At 72.9% G+C, this 16,193-nt stretch carries 14 protein-coding genes, 1 tRNA gene and 1 pseudogene; 11 read left to right on the forward strand and 5 right to left on the reverse strand.

The window, feature by feature from the left end; translation table 11 throughout:
- Positions 1–69: 69 nt before the first annotated feature.
- A pseudogene (locus ACFQRD_RS08505) lies at positions 70–474 on the forward strand (LysE family translocator); the annotation flags it as partial.
- Positions 475–489: 15 nt separating this feature from the next.
- On the opposite strand, the gene ACFQRD_RS08510 reads toward ACFQRD_RS08505, so the two are convergent.
- The gene (locus ACFQRD_RS08510) at positions 490–1,029 is read right to left on the reverse strand and encodes an MOSC domain-containing protein (RefSeq protein ID WP_377018359.1); all 540 of its coding nucleotides are present in this window, start codon (positions 1,027–1,029) and stop codon (positions 490–492) included.
- A 105-nt stretch (positions 1,030–1,134) separates the two neighbouring features.
- Positions 1,135–2,643, reverse strand: coding sequence for a glutamyl-tRNA reductase (locus ACFQRD_RS08515; protein ID WP_377803746.1), 1,509 nt, complete (start codon positions 2,641–2,643; stop codon positions 1,135–1,137).
- 69 nt (positions 2,644–2,712) lie between these two features.
- Between ACFQRD_RS08515 and hemE the strand changes: the two genes are divergently transcribed.
- The 8 genes from hemE to hemL all read left to right on the forward strand — a co-directional run bounded on the left by hemE (position 2,713) and on the right by hemL (position 11,587).
- Positions 2,713–3,942, forward strand: a complete 1,230-nt coding sequence (hemE, locus tag ACFQRD_RS08520; RefSeq protein ID WP_377803747.1) for a uroporphyrinogen decarboxylase — start codon at positions 2,713–2,715, stop codon at positions 3,940–3,942.
- Positions 3,939–5,357, forward strand: coding sequence for a protoporphyrinogen oxidase (gene hemG, locus ACFQRD_RS08525; protein ID WP_377803748.1), 1,419 nt, complete (start codon positions 3,939–3,941; stop codon positions 5,355–5,357). Before hemE ends, hemG begins: the two co-directional genes overlap by 4 nt.
- Positions 5,357–6,103 carry a hydrogen peroxide-dependent heme synthase gene (gene hemQ / locus ACFQRD_RS08530; RefSeq protein ID WP_377018362.1) on the forward strand — a complete coding sequence of 249 codons (747 nt, stop codon included), beginning with the start codon at positions 5,357–5,359 and terminating at the stop codon, positions 6,101–6,103. Before hemG ends, hemQ begins: the two co-directional genes overlap by 1 nt.
- A gap of 42 nt (positions 6,104–6,145) precedes the next feature.
- Positions 6,146–7,381, forward strand: a complete 1,236-nt coding sequence (locus tag ACFQRD_RS08535; protein ID WP_377793165.1) for a ferrochelatase — start codon at positions 6,146–6,148, stop codon at positions 7,379–7,381.
- On the forward strand, positions 7,378–8,328 hold the full coding sequence (gene hemC, locus ACFQRD_RS08540) for a hydroxymethylbilane synthase (protein WP_377018364.1): 951 nt from the start codon (positions 7,378–7,380) through the stop codon (positions 8,326–8,328). Before ACFQRD_RS08535 ends, hemC begins: the two co-directional genes overlap by 4 nt.
- Positions 8,328–9,107 (forward strand): uroporphyrinogen-III synthase, encoded by a 780-nt coding sequence (locus ACFQRD_RS08545; RefSeq protein ID WP_377018365.1) that lies wholly within the window; start codon positions 8,328–8,330, stop codon positions 9,105–9,107. Before hemC ends, ACFQRD_RS08545 begins: the two co-directional genes overlap by 1 nt.
- A gap of 40 nt (positions 9,108–9,147) precedes the next feature.
- Positions 9,148–10,176, forward strand: coding sequence for a porphobilinogen synthase (gene hemB / locus ACFQRD_RS08550; RefSeq protein WP_377018366.1), 1,029 nt, complete (start codon positions 9,148–9,150; stop codon positions 10,174–10,176).
- Positions 10,177–10,273: 97 nt separating this feature from the next.
- Positions 10,274–11,587: a glutamate-1-semialdehyde 2,1-aminomutase gene (hemL, locus tag ACFQRD_RS08555; RefSeq protein WP_377793167.1), complete on the forward strand. Its 1,314-nt coding sequence runs from the start codon at positions 10,274–10,276 to the stop codon at positions 11,585–11,587.
- A 30-nt stretch (positions 11,588–11,617) separates the two neighbouring features.
- On the opposite strand, the gene ACFQRD_RS08560 is transcribed toward hemL, so the two are convergent.
- Positions 11,618–13,354: an HNH endonuclease gene (locus ACFQRD_RS08560; protein ID WP_377018368.1), complete on the reverse strand. Its 1,737-nt coding sequence runs from the start codon at positions 13,352–13,354 to the stop codon at positions 11,618–11,620.
- Positions 13,355–13,625: 271 nt separating this feature from the next.
- Between ACFQRD_RS08560 and ACFQRD_RS08565 the strand changes: the two genes are divergently transcribed.
- Together ACFQRD_RS08565 and ACFQRD_RS08570 are read left to right on the forward strand one after the other, a co-directional pair.
- Positions 13,626–13,699, forward strand: a tRNA-Met gene (locus tag ACFQRD_RS08565).
- 59 nt (positions 13,700–13,758) lie between these two features.
- Positions 13,759–14,418, forward strand: a complete 660-nt coding sequence (locus ACFQRD_RS08570) for a pentapeptide repeat-containing protein (RefSeq protein WP_377018369.1) — start codon at positions 13,759–13,761, stop codon at positions 14,416–14,418.
- A 27-nt stretch (positions 14,419–14,445) separates the two neighbouring features.
- Here ACFQRD_RS08570 and ACFQRD_RS08575 read toward each other — a convergent pair whose 3' ends face one another.
- Complete coding sequence (locus ACFQRD_RS08575; RefSeq protein ID WP_377018370.1) at positions 14,446–15,075, reverse strand: GNAT family N-acetyltransferase; 630 nt, start codon at positions 15,073–15,075, stop codon at positions 14,446–14,448.
- Complete coding sequence (locus ACFQRD_RS08580) at positions 15,072–16,190, reverse strand: glycosyltransferase family 4 protein (RefSeq protein ID WP_377018371.1); 1,119 nt, start codon at positions 16,188–16,190, stop codon at positions 15,072–15,074. The genes ACFQRD_RS08575 and ACFQRD_RS08580 overlap by 4 nt, the downstream gene beginning before the upstream one ends.
- Between the last annotated feature and the right edge of the window lie 3 nt (positions 16,191–16,193).

The raw sequence follows: 16,193 nt of genomic DNA on the forward strand, positions 1-16,193 counted from the left end.
AAGGTCACACGCACCATCGCGGGGTGGAACCTCGCGGGAACGCTGTAGGGTGCGGCGGTCGCCTTCGAGGTCCTGCGCTGGGCGGGCGTCGTCTATCTGGTCTGGCTCGGCGTGAGCACCATCAGGAACGCCGGGGCGGGAGAGCGACACCCCGACCTCCGATGTGAGGAGCGCGGCGCCGTGGCCGCGCGGCGGGAGTTCATCACAGCACTGACCAACCCCAAGGCGCTCCTGCTGTTCGCGTCCTTCCTCCCCCAGTTCATGCCGACGTCTGCTCCCGCGTCGCTGCTTCTCGTCCTCGCCGCGGTCTACATCGGGGTGGAGGCGCTGGCGGCTGCCGCATACATCGCGGCCGGGTTCGCCATGCGCCGACCGTCCGGCGAGCTGCGACGTCCCCGTCGCCGCCTCGATCAGGTCGCCGGGGCCTCGTTCCTCGGATTCGGCGCGTACCTCGCCACCTCGCACCGTCCCTGAGCGGGAACTCCTCGACTACACGCCGGCGAGCCGGCGGTGAGGCTCGGCAGGCAGCTCGACTCTGATCCCCTCGCCGGGGCGGACCGTGCCGCCGCAGGCCACGACGCCCATGACTCCCGCGAGCTTGTGCACCTGGCCCGACTCGTCCTTGCGGACCACCTGCTTGAGCAGCCCCGGCTGGAAGGCGTCGATCTGCCAGCATGGATTCCGCAAGCCGGTGACCTCGATGATCGCCTCCGCGACGTGCAGACGGGTCCCGACGGGCAGACTGAGCAGATCGATGCCTGCGGTGGTGATGTTCTCGCCCAGCTGCCCCGGGGCGACGTGGTGCCCCTCGGCGGCGAGCTGCTCGAGGAGCTCTGCGTGGATCAGGTGCACCTGCCGCAGATTCGGCTGGTCCGGGTCACGGGCGACCCTGCTGCGGTGCTTGACGGTCCGTCCCGAATGCGCATCCCCCGCGACGCCGACTCCTTCGAGGAGCTGGATCTCGGGAACCGGGGTCTTGCTGAACGTGTGTGCCGCGCTGAGGTGGACTGACTCGACCGTCGGACTCATGCGACCACGATCGCAGCACGGAGCCTCCCGGGACAGAGACGGTCAGGGACAGAGACTGGTCCGGGGCGCCGGCAGGAGCTGCATTCGCCCCCGGCCCTATGGACCTCAGCTCGAGGCGGCAGTCCCCTTGTGCTGCTCGCGCATGGCCAGGCGAGCGATCGTGGCGTCGGACACGGTGTGGGGAGCGGTGCTGCCGGCCGGCGCCGAACCGGTGGTTGCAGTCGGTGCCCCGACCCTCGGCACGCCCGCGCTCGCGAGGGTGTCGGCGTCCGTCAGCGTCGGCGGGACGGTGCGGTCCACGCGCATCCAGCCAGCCGGCATCACGTCGTCCTCCGCGCTCTCGTCGGCGTCGGCCGGTTCCCGCGCGGAGGAGATGTCGATGCCGAAGATGGTGTGGAACGCCTCGACGTAGGCGTCGGCGAAGCCGGTCTCGGCGAGGTGACGGGCGCGCTCGGCGGGCTGATGCATGACCTTGGCGAGGATCTTGCGGACGCTGCGCTCGAGCTGGTCCGCGGTCTCGCCGGAGACCTCGCGGCGCAGGCGATCGACCTCGTCATCGGCGGCCTCGGAGACCTCACGGCGCAGGGCCGCCATCGCCGGGTCGATGCGGCGCACCTGCTGCTGGGTGCGGAAGGCCTCGACGTTCTCCTCGACGATCTGGCGGGCGGTGACCAGCGCAGGGTCGTCGCTCGCCTCCACGCCCACCGCGAGATCGGACAGGCCGAGCACGGTGACGCCCTTGAGGTGCGGGACCAGCGGGTGCAGGTCGGAGTGCAGGGCCAGGTCCAGCACGACGGTGCGGCCGGCGGCCAGGAACTGCTCGGGGAACAGCGAGGTGCCGCGGCCGGAGGCGGCCAGCACGAGGTCCGCCTCGCGCAGCGCGCGGTCGATCCCGTCGGCCGGGACCATGGCGGCCCCGTGGCGCTCGGCGAACCCGGTCTCGCGGCCGGAGGGCGAGTACACCTGCAGATCCCCCACGCCCCGGCGCGCGAGCTCGGCCAGGCCCAGACGCGCGTAGGCGCCGGTGCCGACGATCAGCACCGTCCGCCCCTCGAAGCCGCCCAGCTCGATGCCGGCGCGGTCCAGCGCGACCGCCGCCCCGGAGCGGCCGGCGGCGCCGACCGGAGCCTGGGTGGCGACCTGCTTGGCGCAGCGGAAGGCGTGCTGGAACAGGTCGTGGAGCATCGAGGTGGTGCGCCCGGCGCGGCGCGCGGCCTCGAAGGACTGGCGCACCTGCCCGGTGATCTCCGCCTCGCCGACCACGAGGGAGCGCAGCCCGGAGGCGACCTCGTAGAGGTGCCGCGGCACCGGGGTGTCCATCGCGGCGTCGAAGCAGAGGGTGACCACCTCGCGGTCCAGCCCGCTGGTGCGGGCGACGGCGTCGATGACGAGGTCCACGCCCTCGTGGAAGCGGTCGGTGTCGAGGTAGACCTCGAGGCGGTTGCAGGTGCTCACGGCCACGTGGCCGGAGATGACGGGGGCGGCGCCGACGGCCTCGGCCCGCTCGGCCTGCAGCTGGTCGATCACCGCGGGAAGGGTCTCTGCACCACGGGTGAGGGCGTCCAGCACATCGAGGTCGAGGTGCTCGTGGGTGGCGCGGAGAGCAGCGAGCATGCAGCCAGTCTAGGCCTGCTCCAGGGCGTGCACGACGCTCCCGGGAATGATGTGCACAATAGTTGCGTCATGACACAGAACAGCACGTCAGAGCCCACTTTTGCCGACAGCGCGTCAGATACCTCGCCCGGCGCGTCAGAAACCGGGAACACCGCAGGCAGCGACGCTGTTGTTCCCCCCGATACCTCCCCTCTCACGCCCGCTGCGACGCTCGAACAGCTGCCGTCGCGGCACCCCGCCCGCCGCCCGGTGGCCGACGGCGGTGTGGCCGACGCCGCCCTGCTGCGCGAGCTCAGAGGTGAGCGAGGCGACACCCGCCCCAGCGTGTGGTTCATGCGACAGGCCGGCCGCTCCCTGCCCGAGTACCGGGCTCTGCGCGAGGGCACCACGATGCTCGATGCCTGCGTGCGCCCCGACATGGCCGCCGAGATCACCGTCCAGCCCGTGCGGCGCCACGGGGTCGATGCCGGCGTGTTCTTCTCCGACATCGTCGTGCCCGCGCGGCTCGCGGGGCTGGGCGTGGAGATCCGGCCCGGCGTCGGCCCCGTCTTCGACCACCCGATCCGCACCGAGGCCGACGTCGACGCGCTGCCGGATCTCGGGGACGCCTACGAGGCGGCGCTGGAGCCGATCCGCGAGGCGGTGCGCCTGACCGTCGCCGAGCTGGGCACCACGCCGCTGATCGGCTTCGCCGGCGCCCCGTTCACCGTGGCCAGCTACATGGTCGAGGGCGGCCCCAGCCGCGACCACCTGCGCACCCGCGCCCTGATGCGCGGCCGGCCCGAGGTGTGGGCGAAGCTCGCCGCGTGGGTCGCCGAGCTCTCGGGCCGCTTCCTGCGCGCCCAGGTCCTCGCCGGCGCCTCCGCCGTCCAGCTGTTCGACTCGTGGGTGGGGGCGCTCGGAGCCGACATGTACCGCACCCACGTCCAGGAGCACTCGGCCGCGGCCCTCGCCCGCATCGCCGACCTGCCGGTGCCGCGCATCCACTTCGGCGTCGGCGCCTCGCATCTGCTCACGCCCATGCTCGAGGCGGGGGCGAGCGTGATGGGTGTCGATCACCGTCTGCGCCTGGACGAGGCGCTCGAGATCCTCCCGGCCGGCACGCCCGTCCAGGGCAACATCGATCCCGCCGTGCTGTTCACCTCCGAGCAGGCCCGCTTCGCCGAGGCCCGCGCCGTGCTCGCGGCCGGCTCCGGCGCCAGCGGACACGTCGTCAACCTCGGCCACGGCGTCCCCCCGGACGCGGACCCGCAGGTGCTCACCGACCTGGTCAGCTTCCTGCACGAGCAGCGGCCATGAGCGGATCCACCCTCGTCGTCGGCGGCGGCCTCGCAGGGCTGCTCGCCGCCGTGCGCCACCAGCGCGCCGGACGCCGGGTGGTGCTGGTCGAGGCCGCGGACACCGTCGGCGGGGCGATCGCCGCCACCGAGGTCGCCGGCGTCCCCCTCAGCGCCGGCGCGGAGGCGTACTCGACCGGCTCCGGCGCGGTCGACGACCTGGTCGGCGAGCTCGGGCTGGCCGAGCAGGTCGTGGCCCCGAGGGAGGGGCTCGGCAGCCGGGTGGTCTCCGACGCCGGGGTCCACCGGGCCCCGGCCACCGCCCTGCTCGGCATCCCGGCCCGGCCCCTGGCGGCCGACGTCCGTGCCGTGCTCGGCCTCGCCGGGTCCCTGCGCGCGAGCCTCGAGCGTCTCCTGCCCGCCTCCTACGGCAACCGGCCCGGGGCCACCGTGGCCACGCTGGTGCGCAAGCGGCTGGGACCCAGAGTGCTCGAGCGGCTGGTCGCCCCCGTCGTCGGCGGGGTGCATTCGGCCGATCCGGCCACCCTCGAGTTCGCCGCCGCGTCCCCTCAGCTCGCGGCGGGCCTCGTGCGGCACGGCTCCCTGACCCGCGCCGTCGCCCGCCTGCGCGGCGGGTCCACGCAGAGCGCCGGCACCCGTGTGCACTCCCTGACGCCGACCATGGCCGTCCTGCCCGAGGCTCTGAGCGAGCGGATCCTCGCCGCCGGAGGCTTCCTGCGCACCGGTGTCGAGGTCTCGGCGCTCGAGCGCACCGCCACCACCTGGACCGTGCGCACCACCCGCGGGGAGAGCCTCGAGGCGGACCACCTCGTCCTCGCCTGCCCCCCGGACACCGCCCGTCAGCTGCTGGCCCGTGCCGCCCCCGAGATCGCCGACGCCATCCCGCAGGCCCCGTCGGCCGCGGTCCGACTGGTCGCCCTGGTGCTGGATGCGCCGGCCCTGGACGGCTTCCCCTCCGGGACCGGCGCACTGGTCGCGCCCGGCACGGCCGGGATCCGCGCGAAGGCCCTGACCCACGCGACCGCCAAGTGGGAGCATGTGCGCGCCCTCGCCCGAGAGGCCCGGCCGTCGGCCGCCTCCCCGCACGTGGTGCGGCTCTCCTACGGGCGGCCCGGCGAGCAGCTCCCGGATCCGGAGACCATCGTGGATCTCGCCCTGGCCGACGCCTCCCGGATCCTCGGCGCTCCCCTGACCCGGGAGCAGCTGCTGGGCTCACGTGTGATCGACTGGGACCGTGCCATGCGGCAGTCCCTGCCCGGCCACCGTGCCGCCCTCGATGCACTCCCCGATCTGCTCGCGGCCCTCGCGGACGGGCCCACCCTCGAACTCGTCGGCTCCTGGCGGGCCGGCACCGGCATCGACGCGATCGTGCGTGCCGACTCCTCCGCCTCCTCTGCACCGGAAGGACACTCCTGATGACCGAGACCCACCACCCCGCGCCCGCCACGGCGCCCGCCGATCCGTCCGACCCCGCCCAGGTCACCCGGTACACGAGCTACACGGTCTTCCGTCGGCTCGCCGGGCTCACCGAGGACGGCGAGGTCACCGCCGAGCAGATCACCGCGGCCCTGGGCGAGACCGTCCAGCTCATGGAATCCGCCCACGAGAGCGGCGTGGAGATCCTGGGCTTCTACGACGCCTCCGGCTTCCGCGCCGAGGACGACCTCCTGCTGTGGATGGCGGCCGACCGGCCCGAGGCGCTGCAGGCCGCGCTGCGCGAGTTCGAGACCTCCCTGCCGGGGACCTGGCTGAACCGCGAGTGGGCGTCCGTCGGCGTCCACCGCCAGGCCGAGTTCGCCCGCGCCCACGTCCCCTCCTTCATGGTCCCCAGCGCCGAGCGCAAGCAGTGGATCAGCGTCTACCCCTTCGTCCGCAGCTACGAGTGGTACCTGCTGGAGGATGACAAGCGCCGCGAGATGCTCATCGAGCACGGCAAGCTCGGCCGCGACTTTCCGCAGGTGGGTGCCAACACCGTCGCCGCCTTCGCGCTCGGCGACTACGAGTGGCTGCTCTCCTTCGAGGCCGACGACCTCCACGACCTGGTCGACATGATGCGCCACCTGCGCTATTCCGAGGCCCGCCTGCACGTGCGCAATGAGCTGCCCTTCCACACCGGTCGCCGCCTCGCAGCGCTCGAGGACGTCGCCGCCCTGCTGGCCTGAATCCCCCAGATCCGCTCCACCCGTTCCCGGAGGAACACCCAGATGACCACCACCCAGCCCGCGCCGTACGACGCGATCATGTTCGCCTCCTTCGGCGGCCCCGAGGGACAGGACGACGTGATCCCGTTCCTGCGCAACGTCACCCGCGGCCGCGGCGTGCCCGACGAGCGCCTGGAGGAGGTCGCCGGGCACTACCGCGCTCTCGGCGGCCGCTCCCCCATCAATGAGCAGAACCGCGCCATGATCTCCGCCCTGGAGACGGAGCTCGCCGGCCGCGGCATCGACCTGCCGATCTACTTCGGAAACCGCAACTGGGAGCCGTACACGGCTGACGCGATCTCCTCGCTGCACGCCGACGGCCACCGCCGGGTGCTCGCCCTGATCACCAGCGCCTACTCTTCCTACTCCGGCTGCCGCCAGTACCGCGAGGACTTCGCCCGACGGCTGGACGAGGCGGGCCTGCTGGGCGAGATGAGCATCGAGAAGTCCCGTGCCTACTTCAACCACCCCGGCTTCCTGGAGCCCGTGGTCGACGGGGTCCGCTCCGCGCTGGCCGAGCTCCAGCGCGAGGGCCACGACGCCGACCGGGTGCGGGTGCTGTTCTCGACCCACTCCATCCCGCTGGCGATGGCCGCCGCCTCCGGGCCGGCCGGTGCCGAGGCCCCTGCCGTGCCCGGCACCGACGAGCAGGGCGCCGACGAGCAGGGGGGCTGGTACGTCGCCCAGCACCTGGCGGCCTGCCGCTACGTCATGGACCAGATCGAGGAGGACCTGCCCGGCCTTCCCGACTGGGAGCTGGTCTACCAGTCCCGCTCCGGCTCCCCGCACGTGCCGTGGCTCGAGCCCGACGTCAACGACGTCATCGAGCAGGTCGCGAGCGAGGACAGCGCCGACGCCGTGGTCGTGGTTCCGATCGGTTTCGTCAGCGACCACGTCGAGGTGATCTGGGATCTGGACACCGAGGCGAAGGAGACCGCCGAGGAGCACGGGCTCGCCTTCCGCCGCGTCGCCACCTCCGGGACCGACGAACGGTTCATCGCGGCCCTGGCCGATGTCGTCGCCGAGCACCTCGATCCCTCCCGCGAGCGCGCCGCGGTCACCGAGCTCGGGCCCGTGGACGATCTGTGCGGCCATAACTGCTGTCAGCTCCACGCCGAGCGGGCGGTCCCCGCCGAGCACAGCATCGACTCCCTCGAGGAGATCGCGGCAGAGCTGCGCGAGCGGGACAGCGCCGCGCCAGCACCGGCGGGAGCGACTCCGGCGGGAGCGGCCTCGTGAGCCTGCGGATCGGCACCCGCGCCTCCCAGCTGGCCCTGACCCAGTCCGAGCAGGTGGGCCGAGCACTCGTGGCCGGCAGCGGTCACGAGCTGGAGCTGGTCCACGTCAGCACCCACGGGGACGTGGATCGCACCAGTCCGCTGGCGCAGATCGGCGGCACGGGCGTGTTCGTCACCGCCGTGCGCCAGGCGCTGCTGGACGGCGAGGTCGACGTGGTGGTCCATTCCTGCAAGGACCTGCCCACCGCGCAGCCGCCGCAGATCGCCCTGGCCTGCATCCCGGCCCGGGAGGACCCGCGCGACGCGCTGTGCGCCCGCGACGGGCTCACCCTCGCGCAGCTGCCCCAGGGGGCCAAGGTCGGCACCGGCTCCCCCCGCCGCGGGGCGCAGCTGCTGCGCGCCCGCCCGGATCTCGACGTGGTCGACATCCGCGGCAATGTGGAGACCCGGCTCGCCCGGGCACTCGGGCCCGACGCGGATCTGGACGCGGTGGTGCTGGCTGCCTCCGGCCTGCAGCGCGTGGGCCGCGGCGAGGTGATCAGCGAGCTGCTGCCCGTCGAGGTGATGCTGCCCGCGCCCGCCCAGGGCGCCCTGGCGGTCGAGGTGCGGGCGGACGCAGCGGAGGTGGCAGCGGAGCCCGGCACGGACTCCTGGCTCCCCGCCGCCCTGACCGCCGTCGAGGACGGCGGCACCCGCGCCGCCATCACCGCCGAGCGCGCTCTGCTGGGGTCCCTGGAGGCGGGCTGCTCCGCCCCGGTCGCCGCGTTCGCCGAGGTCACCGGGTCCTCACTGCGGCTGCGGGCCCTGGCGATCCGGCCCGACGGATCCCACGTCGTCGAGGGCGAGGCCGTCGGGGCGCTCGGGGACCCGGCCCGGCTCGGCGAGGATCTCGCCGCGGACCTGCTCGAGCGCGGAGCCGGGGAGATCCTCGCGGAGGCGAAGGCCTGATGACCCACCCGTCCCGCGGCCGTCCCGTCCTGGTCACCCGACCGGCCGGACGCGCGGACGGCCTGGTCGCGCTCTTGGAGGAACTCGGTCTGACCGTCCGGCACCAGCCGCTGGTCCGCCTCGTGCTCGAGGGCGGCCCGGAGCTGACCGCGGCGCTCGACCGCCTGGCCGCCGGAGCCTTCACGCAGCTGGTGGTCACCTCCCGCACCGCCGTCGAGGCGATGCTCGTCCGCAGCCCGAGCGTCACCGTCCACCCGAACACCCAGGTGGTCGCGGTCGGCGAGGGCACCGCGTCGGCTCTCACCACAGCCGGTGCCCCACCGGACCTGGTCGCCTCCGGCTCCGGCGCCGCGCTGGTGAGAGAGATCCCTCCGGCCGACGTCTCTCCCGGCGCCGCCGGTGCGGCCGGGACTGCCGGGCCCGCCACGGTCCTGTTCCCGGCCTCGGCCGCCGCCTCCCCCGTCGTGCCCGACGGCCTGCGCGCCAAGGGCTATCGGGTCGAGCACGTCATCGCCTACCGTCCCGAGCCGGTCGAGCCGCCCGCCGAGTTCGCCCGCGCGCTGGCCGCCGGCGACGTCGGCGCGATCGTGCTGACGTCCCCGATGGCCGCCCGTCTGGCCGCGGAGCTCGGCGTCCACGCCTCGATCCCCGTCGTCACCATCGGAGATCCCACCAGCGAGGCCGCCCGCGCGGCAGGCCTCGACGTCACCCAGCAGGCCGCCGCGCCCACCGATGCGGACCTCGCCGACGCGGTGAGAGCCGTGCTGGCTCGCCCCTGACCCGCCACCGAATCCACCGCTCACGATTCCAGGAGTTCTCATGACCACCCCGTCCTCCGTCGGCCCCACCCCGATCGACCGGCCTCGCCGCCTGCGCTCGAACGCGGCCATGCGGTCGCTGGTCCGGGAGAGCACCCTGCGCCCCGCCGACCTCGTGCTGCCGATGTTCGTGCGCGAGGGCGCCACCGAGCCCACGCCCATCACCTCGATGCCCGGAGTCCAGCAGCACTCTCTGGACTCCCTGGTCGCGGCCGCCACCGAGGCGGTCGAGCGCGGCGTGGGCGGGCTCATGCTGTTCGGCGTGCCCGAGCACAAGGACGCGATCGGCTCCGGCGCCACCGACCCCAACGGCATCCTCAACCAGGCCCTGGCGCGGCTGCGCTCCGAGCTAGGCGATTCCACCGTGATCATGGCGGACCTGTGCCTGGACGAGTTCACCGACCACGGCCACTGCGGCGTGCTCGACGCCGACGGCCGGGTCGACAACGACGCCAGCCTGCTGCGCTACCGCGAGATGGCCCTCGCCCAGGCGGAGGCCGGCGCGCACCTGCTGGGGCCCTCGGGCATGATGGACGGCCAGATCGCCGCGATCCGCGAGGCGCTGGACGACGCCGGCCACCTCGAGGTGGCGCTGTACGCCTACACCGCCAAGTACGCCTCGGCGTTCTACGGGCCGTTCCGCGAGGCCGTCGACTCCACGTTGCAGGGCGATCGGCGCACCTACCAGCAGGATCCGGCCAATGGCCGTGAGGCGCTGCGCGAGCTCTCCCTCGACCTCGCCGAGGGCGCTGACCTGGTGATGGTCAAGCCCGGCTTGCCCTACCTCGACGTGCTGCGCGACGTGGCCGAGCAGTCCCCGGTACCGGTGGGGACCTACCAGGTCTCCGGCGAGTACGCGATGATCGAGGCGGCTGCCGCCAACGGCTGGGTGGACCGCGACCGCACCGTGCTGGAGTCGCTGCTGGCCTTCCGCCGCGCCGGCGCCTCGACCGTGCTGACCTACTACGCGAGCGAGGTCGCCGGGTGGTACCGCGACGGCCTCCCGGCCCACCTGCGCGAGTTCTTCTGAGCCGCTCACGCCGGCACCGGCACCCGTTGCCGTTCTCGCACCCGCACCCGCACCCGCACCCGTTCGGATCATTCCCCGCACCCGTCAGGAGTCCTCGATGACCACCTCCTCCCCCGTCTCCGCCGACCTCTTCGCCCGCGCCCAGAAGGTGATCGCCTCCGGCGTGAACTCGCCCGTGCGTGCCTACGGCTCCGTCGGCGGCACCCCGCCGTTCATCACCAGCGCCTCCGGTGCCCTGCTGCACGACGCCGACGGCCGCGAGTACGTCGACCTGGTCGGATCCTGGGGCCCGATGATCCTCGGCCATGCTCATGAGGGCGTCGTCGAGGCGGTGCGCGAGGCGGCCGGTCGCGGGCTCTCCTTCGGCGCCCCGCAGCCGGGCGAGGTCACGCTCGCCGAGGAGGTCGCCTCGCGGGTGGGACCGATCGAGCAGTTGCGCCTGGTCAACTCCGGCACCGAGGCGACGATGAGCGCGCTGCGGGTGGCACGGGCCGCGACCGGACGCGACGTGGTCGTGAAGTTCGCCGGTTGCTACCACGGGCACGTCGACGCCCTGCTGGCCGAGGCCGGCAGCGGCGTGGCCACGTTCGCGATGCCGGGCTCGGCCGGAGTGACCGCGGCGACCGCGCGCGACACCGTGGTTCTGCCGTACGGGGACCGCGAGGCGGTGGCGGCCCTGTTCGCCGAGCGGGGCAGCGAGATCGCCGCGGTGATCACCGAGGCGGCGCCGGCGAACATGGGCGTCGTCCCGCCGCTGGAGGCCGACGGGTCCGGTTTCAACCGCTTCCTGTCCGAGACCGCGCACGCGGCGGGCTCTCTGCTGATCACGGACGAGGTGCTGACCGGGTTCCGCGCGAGCCGCGAGGGCTACTACGGGATCGACGGCGAGGGCTGGGCGCCGGATCTGATGACGTTCGGCAAGGTCATCGGAGGCGGTCTGCCGGTGGGTGCCTTCGGCGGGCGCCGGGACCTGATGGACCTGCTCTCCCCCGCCGGGCCCGTGTACCAGGCCGGCACGCTGTCGGGGAACCCGCTGGCGACGGCGGCGGGCCTGGCGACCTTCGCCGGGCTGGACGAGGCCGCCTACGAGAGGCTCGGCGCCGCATCCCGCACCCTGCAGCAGCTGGTGGCCGATGCGCTGACCGCCGCCGGTGTGCCGCACGTGATCCAGACGGCCGGCACGCTCTTCTCGGTGTTCTTCCGCGAGGAGCCGGTGACGACGTACGAGGATGCGAAGGCGCAGGACACCGAGGCGTTCACGCGTTTCTTCCACGCCATGCTCGAGGCGGGCGTCTACCTGCCTCCGTCGGCCTTCGAGGCCTGGTTCGTCTCGACCGCCCACACGCAGGACGTGCTGGACCGCATCGCGGAGGCTCTGCCGGGCGCGGCGAAGGCTGCGGCCGCGGTGTGAGCTGAGGGGGAACCGCGGGCGCAGGCGGGTTCAGGCACGGGGCCCGCGACCGCGGGCGGCGCGTCCGATACGTGTTCGTCGGCGGTTCCGATGCGGGCTGCGTCGGGCGTGCTCCCGCCGTCGGCCCGGGCCCTGCGTCCGCCGGTCGTCTGTGCGCTGATCATCGCTGCGCGGTGCTTTCAGCCTCTGCCTTAGCCTCGGCCTCGGCCGCCGGCCGTTCCTCGGCCGTGCCTTCCTGGTCTTCCCCGTCTTCGCTCGCTCCGCTGCCGCCTTCGCGGAGCGGACGCTCCCGGCGGGAGCGCGATCCGGGATCGGGCGCGTCAAGGCCTCGGCCGTGGTCGTGCGAGTGGTGCCGGTGCGGGTGGTCCAGGTGACACGGTGGCCGGGCGCGCCAGGGTCGCGTCGGACGCTGCGCAGCTGCTGTTCCTTGCCGTTGCACAGCGCGCAGAGGCCCTGACCGTTCTCGAGGCAGGTGTGGCCACCGGTGGCGTGCGGGGTGATGTGGTCGGTCTGGCGGATCGGTGCGTCGCAGAACGGCCCACGACAGGTCGCATCCCGCCACAGCACGAATCGCGCCAGGGCCTTGGGGAAGGTACGGGCCACCGAATCGACCCCGACCAGTTCGCCCGTCGTGGGGTGGGTGTAGAGCCGACGGAGAACAGCCCGCAGCTCGGGACCGTCCGGGCCGAGGGCATCCCGGGCGCCCTCGCCGGGCGGGCGGAAGAGAGTCCTGAGCTCCTCGCGGATCGCCTCGGCGGGAACAGGTCCGTACCCCTCGATGCGAGCCAGGTCCCCGCTGTGCGGATGCAGCAGAGCGCGGTCGGTGATCATCACGCCGATGTCCAGCGAGTCGGACTCCATCGCACCGTCGTCGCCGAGCAGCGTGGCCACGAAGGAGTCGGCCTGGATCGCTGCATGGCCGCGCTTGTCCCCGTCGGCGCGCTGGCGTTCGGCGTCGAGGCTGAGCCGTTTGCGGATCTTGGCGGCATCCAGCGCGGGGACGCGGGCCGAGACGGTGGCCATGCCGTGCTCGCCCCGACGCACGGTGACGTATCGCTTCTGGCGCGACGTGAGATGTCTGCGCTCCTCGCCACCGGCATCCGCTTCCTCGATCACGGCGTCGACCTCGCGTTTCCACCGCTCAGGGCCTGCGGCATCCAGATCCGGCAGCCGTTCACCGAGGTGCTCATCCACCTTCTCCCGCTGCGTCGGTGACAGGGGCGCGACGGAGGTGGCGGTGGCCTGCGCGGCCTTGGAACTGACCTGTGCCGTCGCGAGCGCCTCGAGGATGTTGGGCATGGACTCCACCAGTCGCCGACTGGAGGCGACAGTTCGGCCCGACGTCGACGGGGATCGGCGTGTGACCATCGAGACCTCTCGCGCCGCGGTCCGCTCCGCCTGCTTGTCGAGCACGCGGTCCGACGGGGCGGCCCCCGGCTCATTCGCCGCGTCGGCGGCAGCTTCGGCGTGACGATCCCGCTTAAGGGAGTCCGCCAGGGCCACCACGGCGCGGGCTTCGAGAGCGTCGAGAGCGCCCGTCGCTTCATGGATCCGCCCGATCACGTCCCTGAATTCGGTCGCCGGGTGCGTCCCTGGCTCGAAGATCTCTCCCGGTTCCGTGGCGAGGGAGGAGAGCAGGTAGACGATGTCGCCGAGTTCTGTCGCGAGCCGCCGAGGACCACCTGCGCGCACGGTCTCGACCAGCCGCTCGGAGTAACCCCCGGCGGTCTGATCGCGGCCCGGCTGTCCCGGCTCGGAAGTAGTCATGCGTCCACAGTGCAGCGCTGCGGTACGGCGGAGAAGCTGTCCGCCGAGAATGTGGAGAACTTCCGTTGTGGAGGAATCCTCACCGGTGTGAGGACGGAGGCGGACCGGATCCTGCGCCAGCACGAGCCGTATAGAAGGCCATCTTCGTGATCGGCCACAAGAACGCCCTTGACGCTCCGCGTCGGCCTTTGACAGTTCATGACGGCGCACTCGACAACGTCAGCTCGACCGCCGCACAGTGAAGGGGCGCCGTCAGCCGAGACCGGCGCATCGCTCCGTAGCTCAGCCCGGAAGAGCAGCTCCCCCATAAGGAGTGGGTCGTAGGTTCGAATCCTGCCGGAGCGTCGAGGCGTCACCCCGACCGCGCACACTGGAGGTCCCCTCCCCGAAGGAGCCTCGCGCCGATGCGGAAGACACCGACGACCACGCACCCCGTCCTGAGCCACCTCGCGCTGCCTGACCTGGAGCCGGCAGACGCCGCCGACCTCGCCGAGCACGGAAGCTACGAGGCGCTCCGCCTCGACGGCGGCGACATCAGCGGCCGCACCCTGGCCGGAGCCACCTTCACCGAATGCGAGCTCATCGGGCTCACCGCGCACGGGACCAGCCTGCAATCGGCGCGGCTCATCGAGAGCCGGATCGAACGGCTGAACGCCCCCGTGCTGAACGCCTCGCGCTCGACGTGGCGCGAGGTCGAGCTGAGCGGCTCCCGGATCGGCGCACTCGACATCTACGACGCGGGCATCCATTCGACCCGCATCGCCGGCAGCAAGCTCGACTGGATCAACCTGCGCTCCTCGACGCTCGAGGACGTCCTGTTCGAGGACTGCACGATCGAGGAGCTCGACCTCACCGGCGTAACCGCCACCCGCGTCGCCTTCGTCAACTGCCGCGCCGGCAGCCTCGCCCTCGCCCACGCCCGCCTGCGCGACGTGGACCTACGCGGCCTGGAGATGGGCCCGATCAGCAACCTCGAGGGGATGGCCGGCGCGACGATCGATGACGCCCAGCTGACCGCGCTCGCCCCGGCCTTCGCGGCGCATCTCGGGGTGCGGGTCGAATAGCCGGCGGCCGGCGGCACGGGACCGGCCTCAACCGCCCAGACGATGCCTCAGCGCGGCGCGCACGCCCGGCCACTCCCCTGCCAGGATCGAGTAGACGACCGTGTGGCGAACCGTGCCGTCGGGCAGGATCCGATGCGCGCGCAAGATGCCCTCCTGCTGGGCGCCGAGCCGCTCCACTGCCCGGCGCGAGGCGTGGTTGAGGTGGTGGACGCGGAACTCGACGCGGAGACACCCGAGCGTGTCGAAGGCGTGTGTGAGCAGGAGCAGCTTCATCTCGGCGTTGACCCCGGTGCGGTGGGCGGAGGCCGCCAGGTAGGTGTTGCCGATCTCCAGGCCGCGGTCGGCCAGGGCCAGGTTCATGAAGGTGGTCAGTCCCAGCACCCGCCCGTCGGCCGGCCGTACCACCGCCCAGGCGAGGCGGCGGCCGGCGTCGACGTCCCCGCGCAGGGAGGCGACCGAGGCGTCGACCTCGGCGGGTGCGGGGATGTGCGGCGCATAGGGCAGGCGCCAGATCTCCCCGTCGGCCACCGCCGCGCGCAGGCCGTCCGCATGCTCCTCGGCGAGCGGCTCGAGCCGCACCCGCTCTCCGGTCAGCATGACCGGCTCCAGCGCGGCCAGCGGCGTGGTGGGCACCGGCCGGGTCGAGGATTCGCTCACCCGTGCTGCTCGATGGCCATCTCGTAGTACCGCAGCAGGTCGTCCGACGCGTTCTCCCACGAGAACTTCTCCGCCTCGGCGCGGGCGGCCTCGCGGATGGTTCCGCGAAGGCCCGGATCCGAGAGCCGGCTCAGCGCCGCGTCGAGGCTCTCCTCGTTCCCGGAGTCGAACAGCAGGCCGTTGACGCCGTCGGTGACCTGCTCCATCGTCGGCCCGGAGCGGGCGGCGACCACCGGCAGCCCCGAGGCCATCCCCTCGAGGATCACCAGCCCCAGGGTCTCGGTGACCGAGGGGAACACGAACGCGTCGGCGCTGGCGAAGGCCGAGGCGAGCTCCTCGCCCTCCATGAAGCCGGGGAACAGCGTCGAGGTGCCGGCGAAGAGGTTCTCCAGCTCGCTGCGGTAGGGCCCGTCGCCGATGATCGCGAGCGCCACGTCGTCCCGGCGCTCCATCATCGGCCGCAGCGTGTGGATCTCCTTCTCCGCGGCCAGACGGCCGACGAACACCAGCAGCTTCTTCTCCGGATGCCCCTGCGTGAGCCGCTCCCGCATCGCCCCGGAGGCGAAGCCGGGATGGAAGGTCCGGGTGTCCACACCGCGGCGCACCACGTGCAGGTTCGCCAGGCCCTTCTCGGCGAGCTCGGACCGCATCGACTCGGAGGTCGCCAGATTGATGTCGGCCAGGGCGTGGTTGCGCTTGATCTGCCACCACACGGCCGGCTTGCCCCAGGACCACGCCCGGTACAGATCCAGATAGCGCGGGATGTGCGTGTGGTAGCTGGCCACCAGCGGGATCCGCTGGCGATGGGCGGCGTAGGCCCCCGAGGAGGCCAGCAGGATCGGCTGGGCCGCGTGGACCACGTCCGGGTGGAAGCCACGGATGATGCCGTCCACGTTGGGGCTGGGCAGGGTGAACCGCCGGTGCTTGTAGAACGGCAGCGTCACCGGGCGGATGCCCACCACCCGGGCCCCGTGGTGCTTGGTGACCCCGAGGTCCGGGGCGACGACCATGACCTCGTGCCCGTGGTCGACGAACCGCTCGACGGCGTGGCGCAGGCGCGTGACCACGCCGTCGACGGACGGCAGGAACGTCTCCGTGACGATCGCGATCTTCACGGT

The sequence above is a fragment of the Brachybacterium sp. GCM10030268 genome (assembly GCF_042666305.1).
In the GTDB taxonomy this organism is placed as follows: Bacteria; Actinomycetota; Actinomycetes; order Actinomycetales; family Dermabacteraceae; genus Brachybacterium.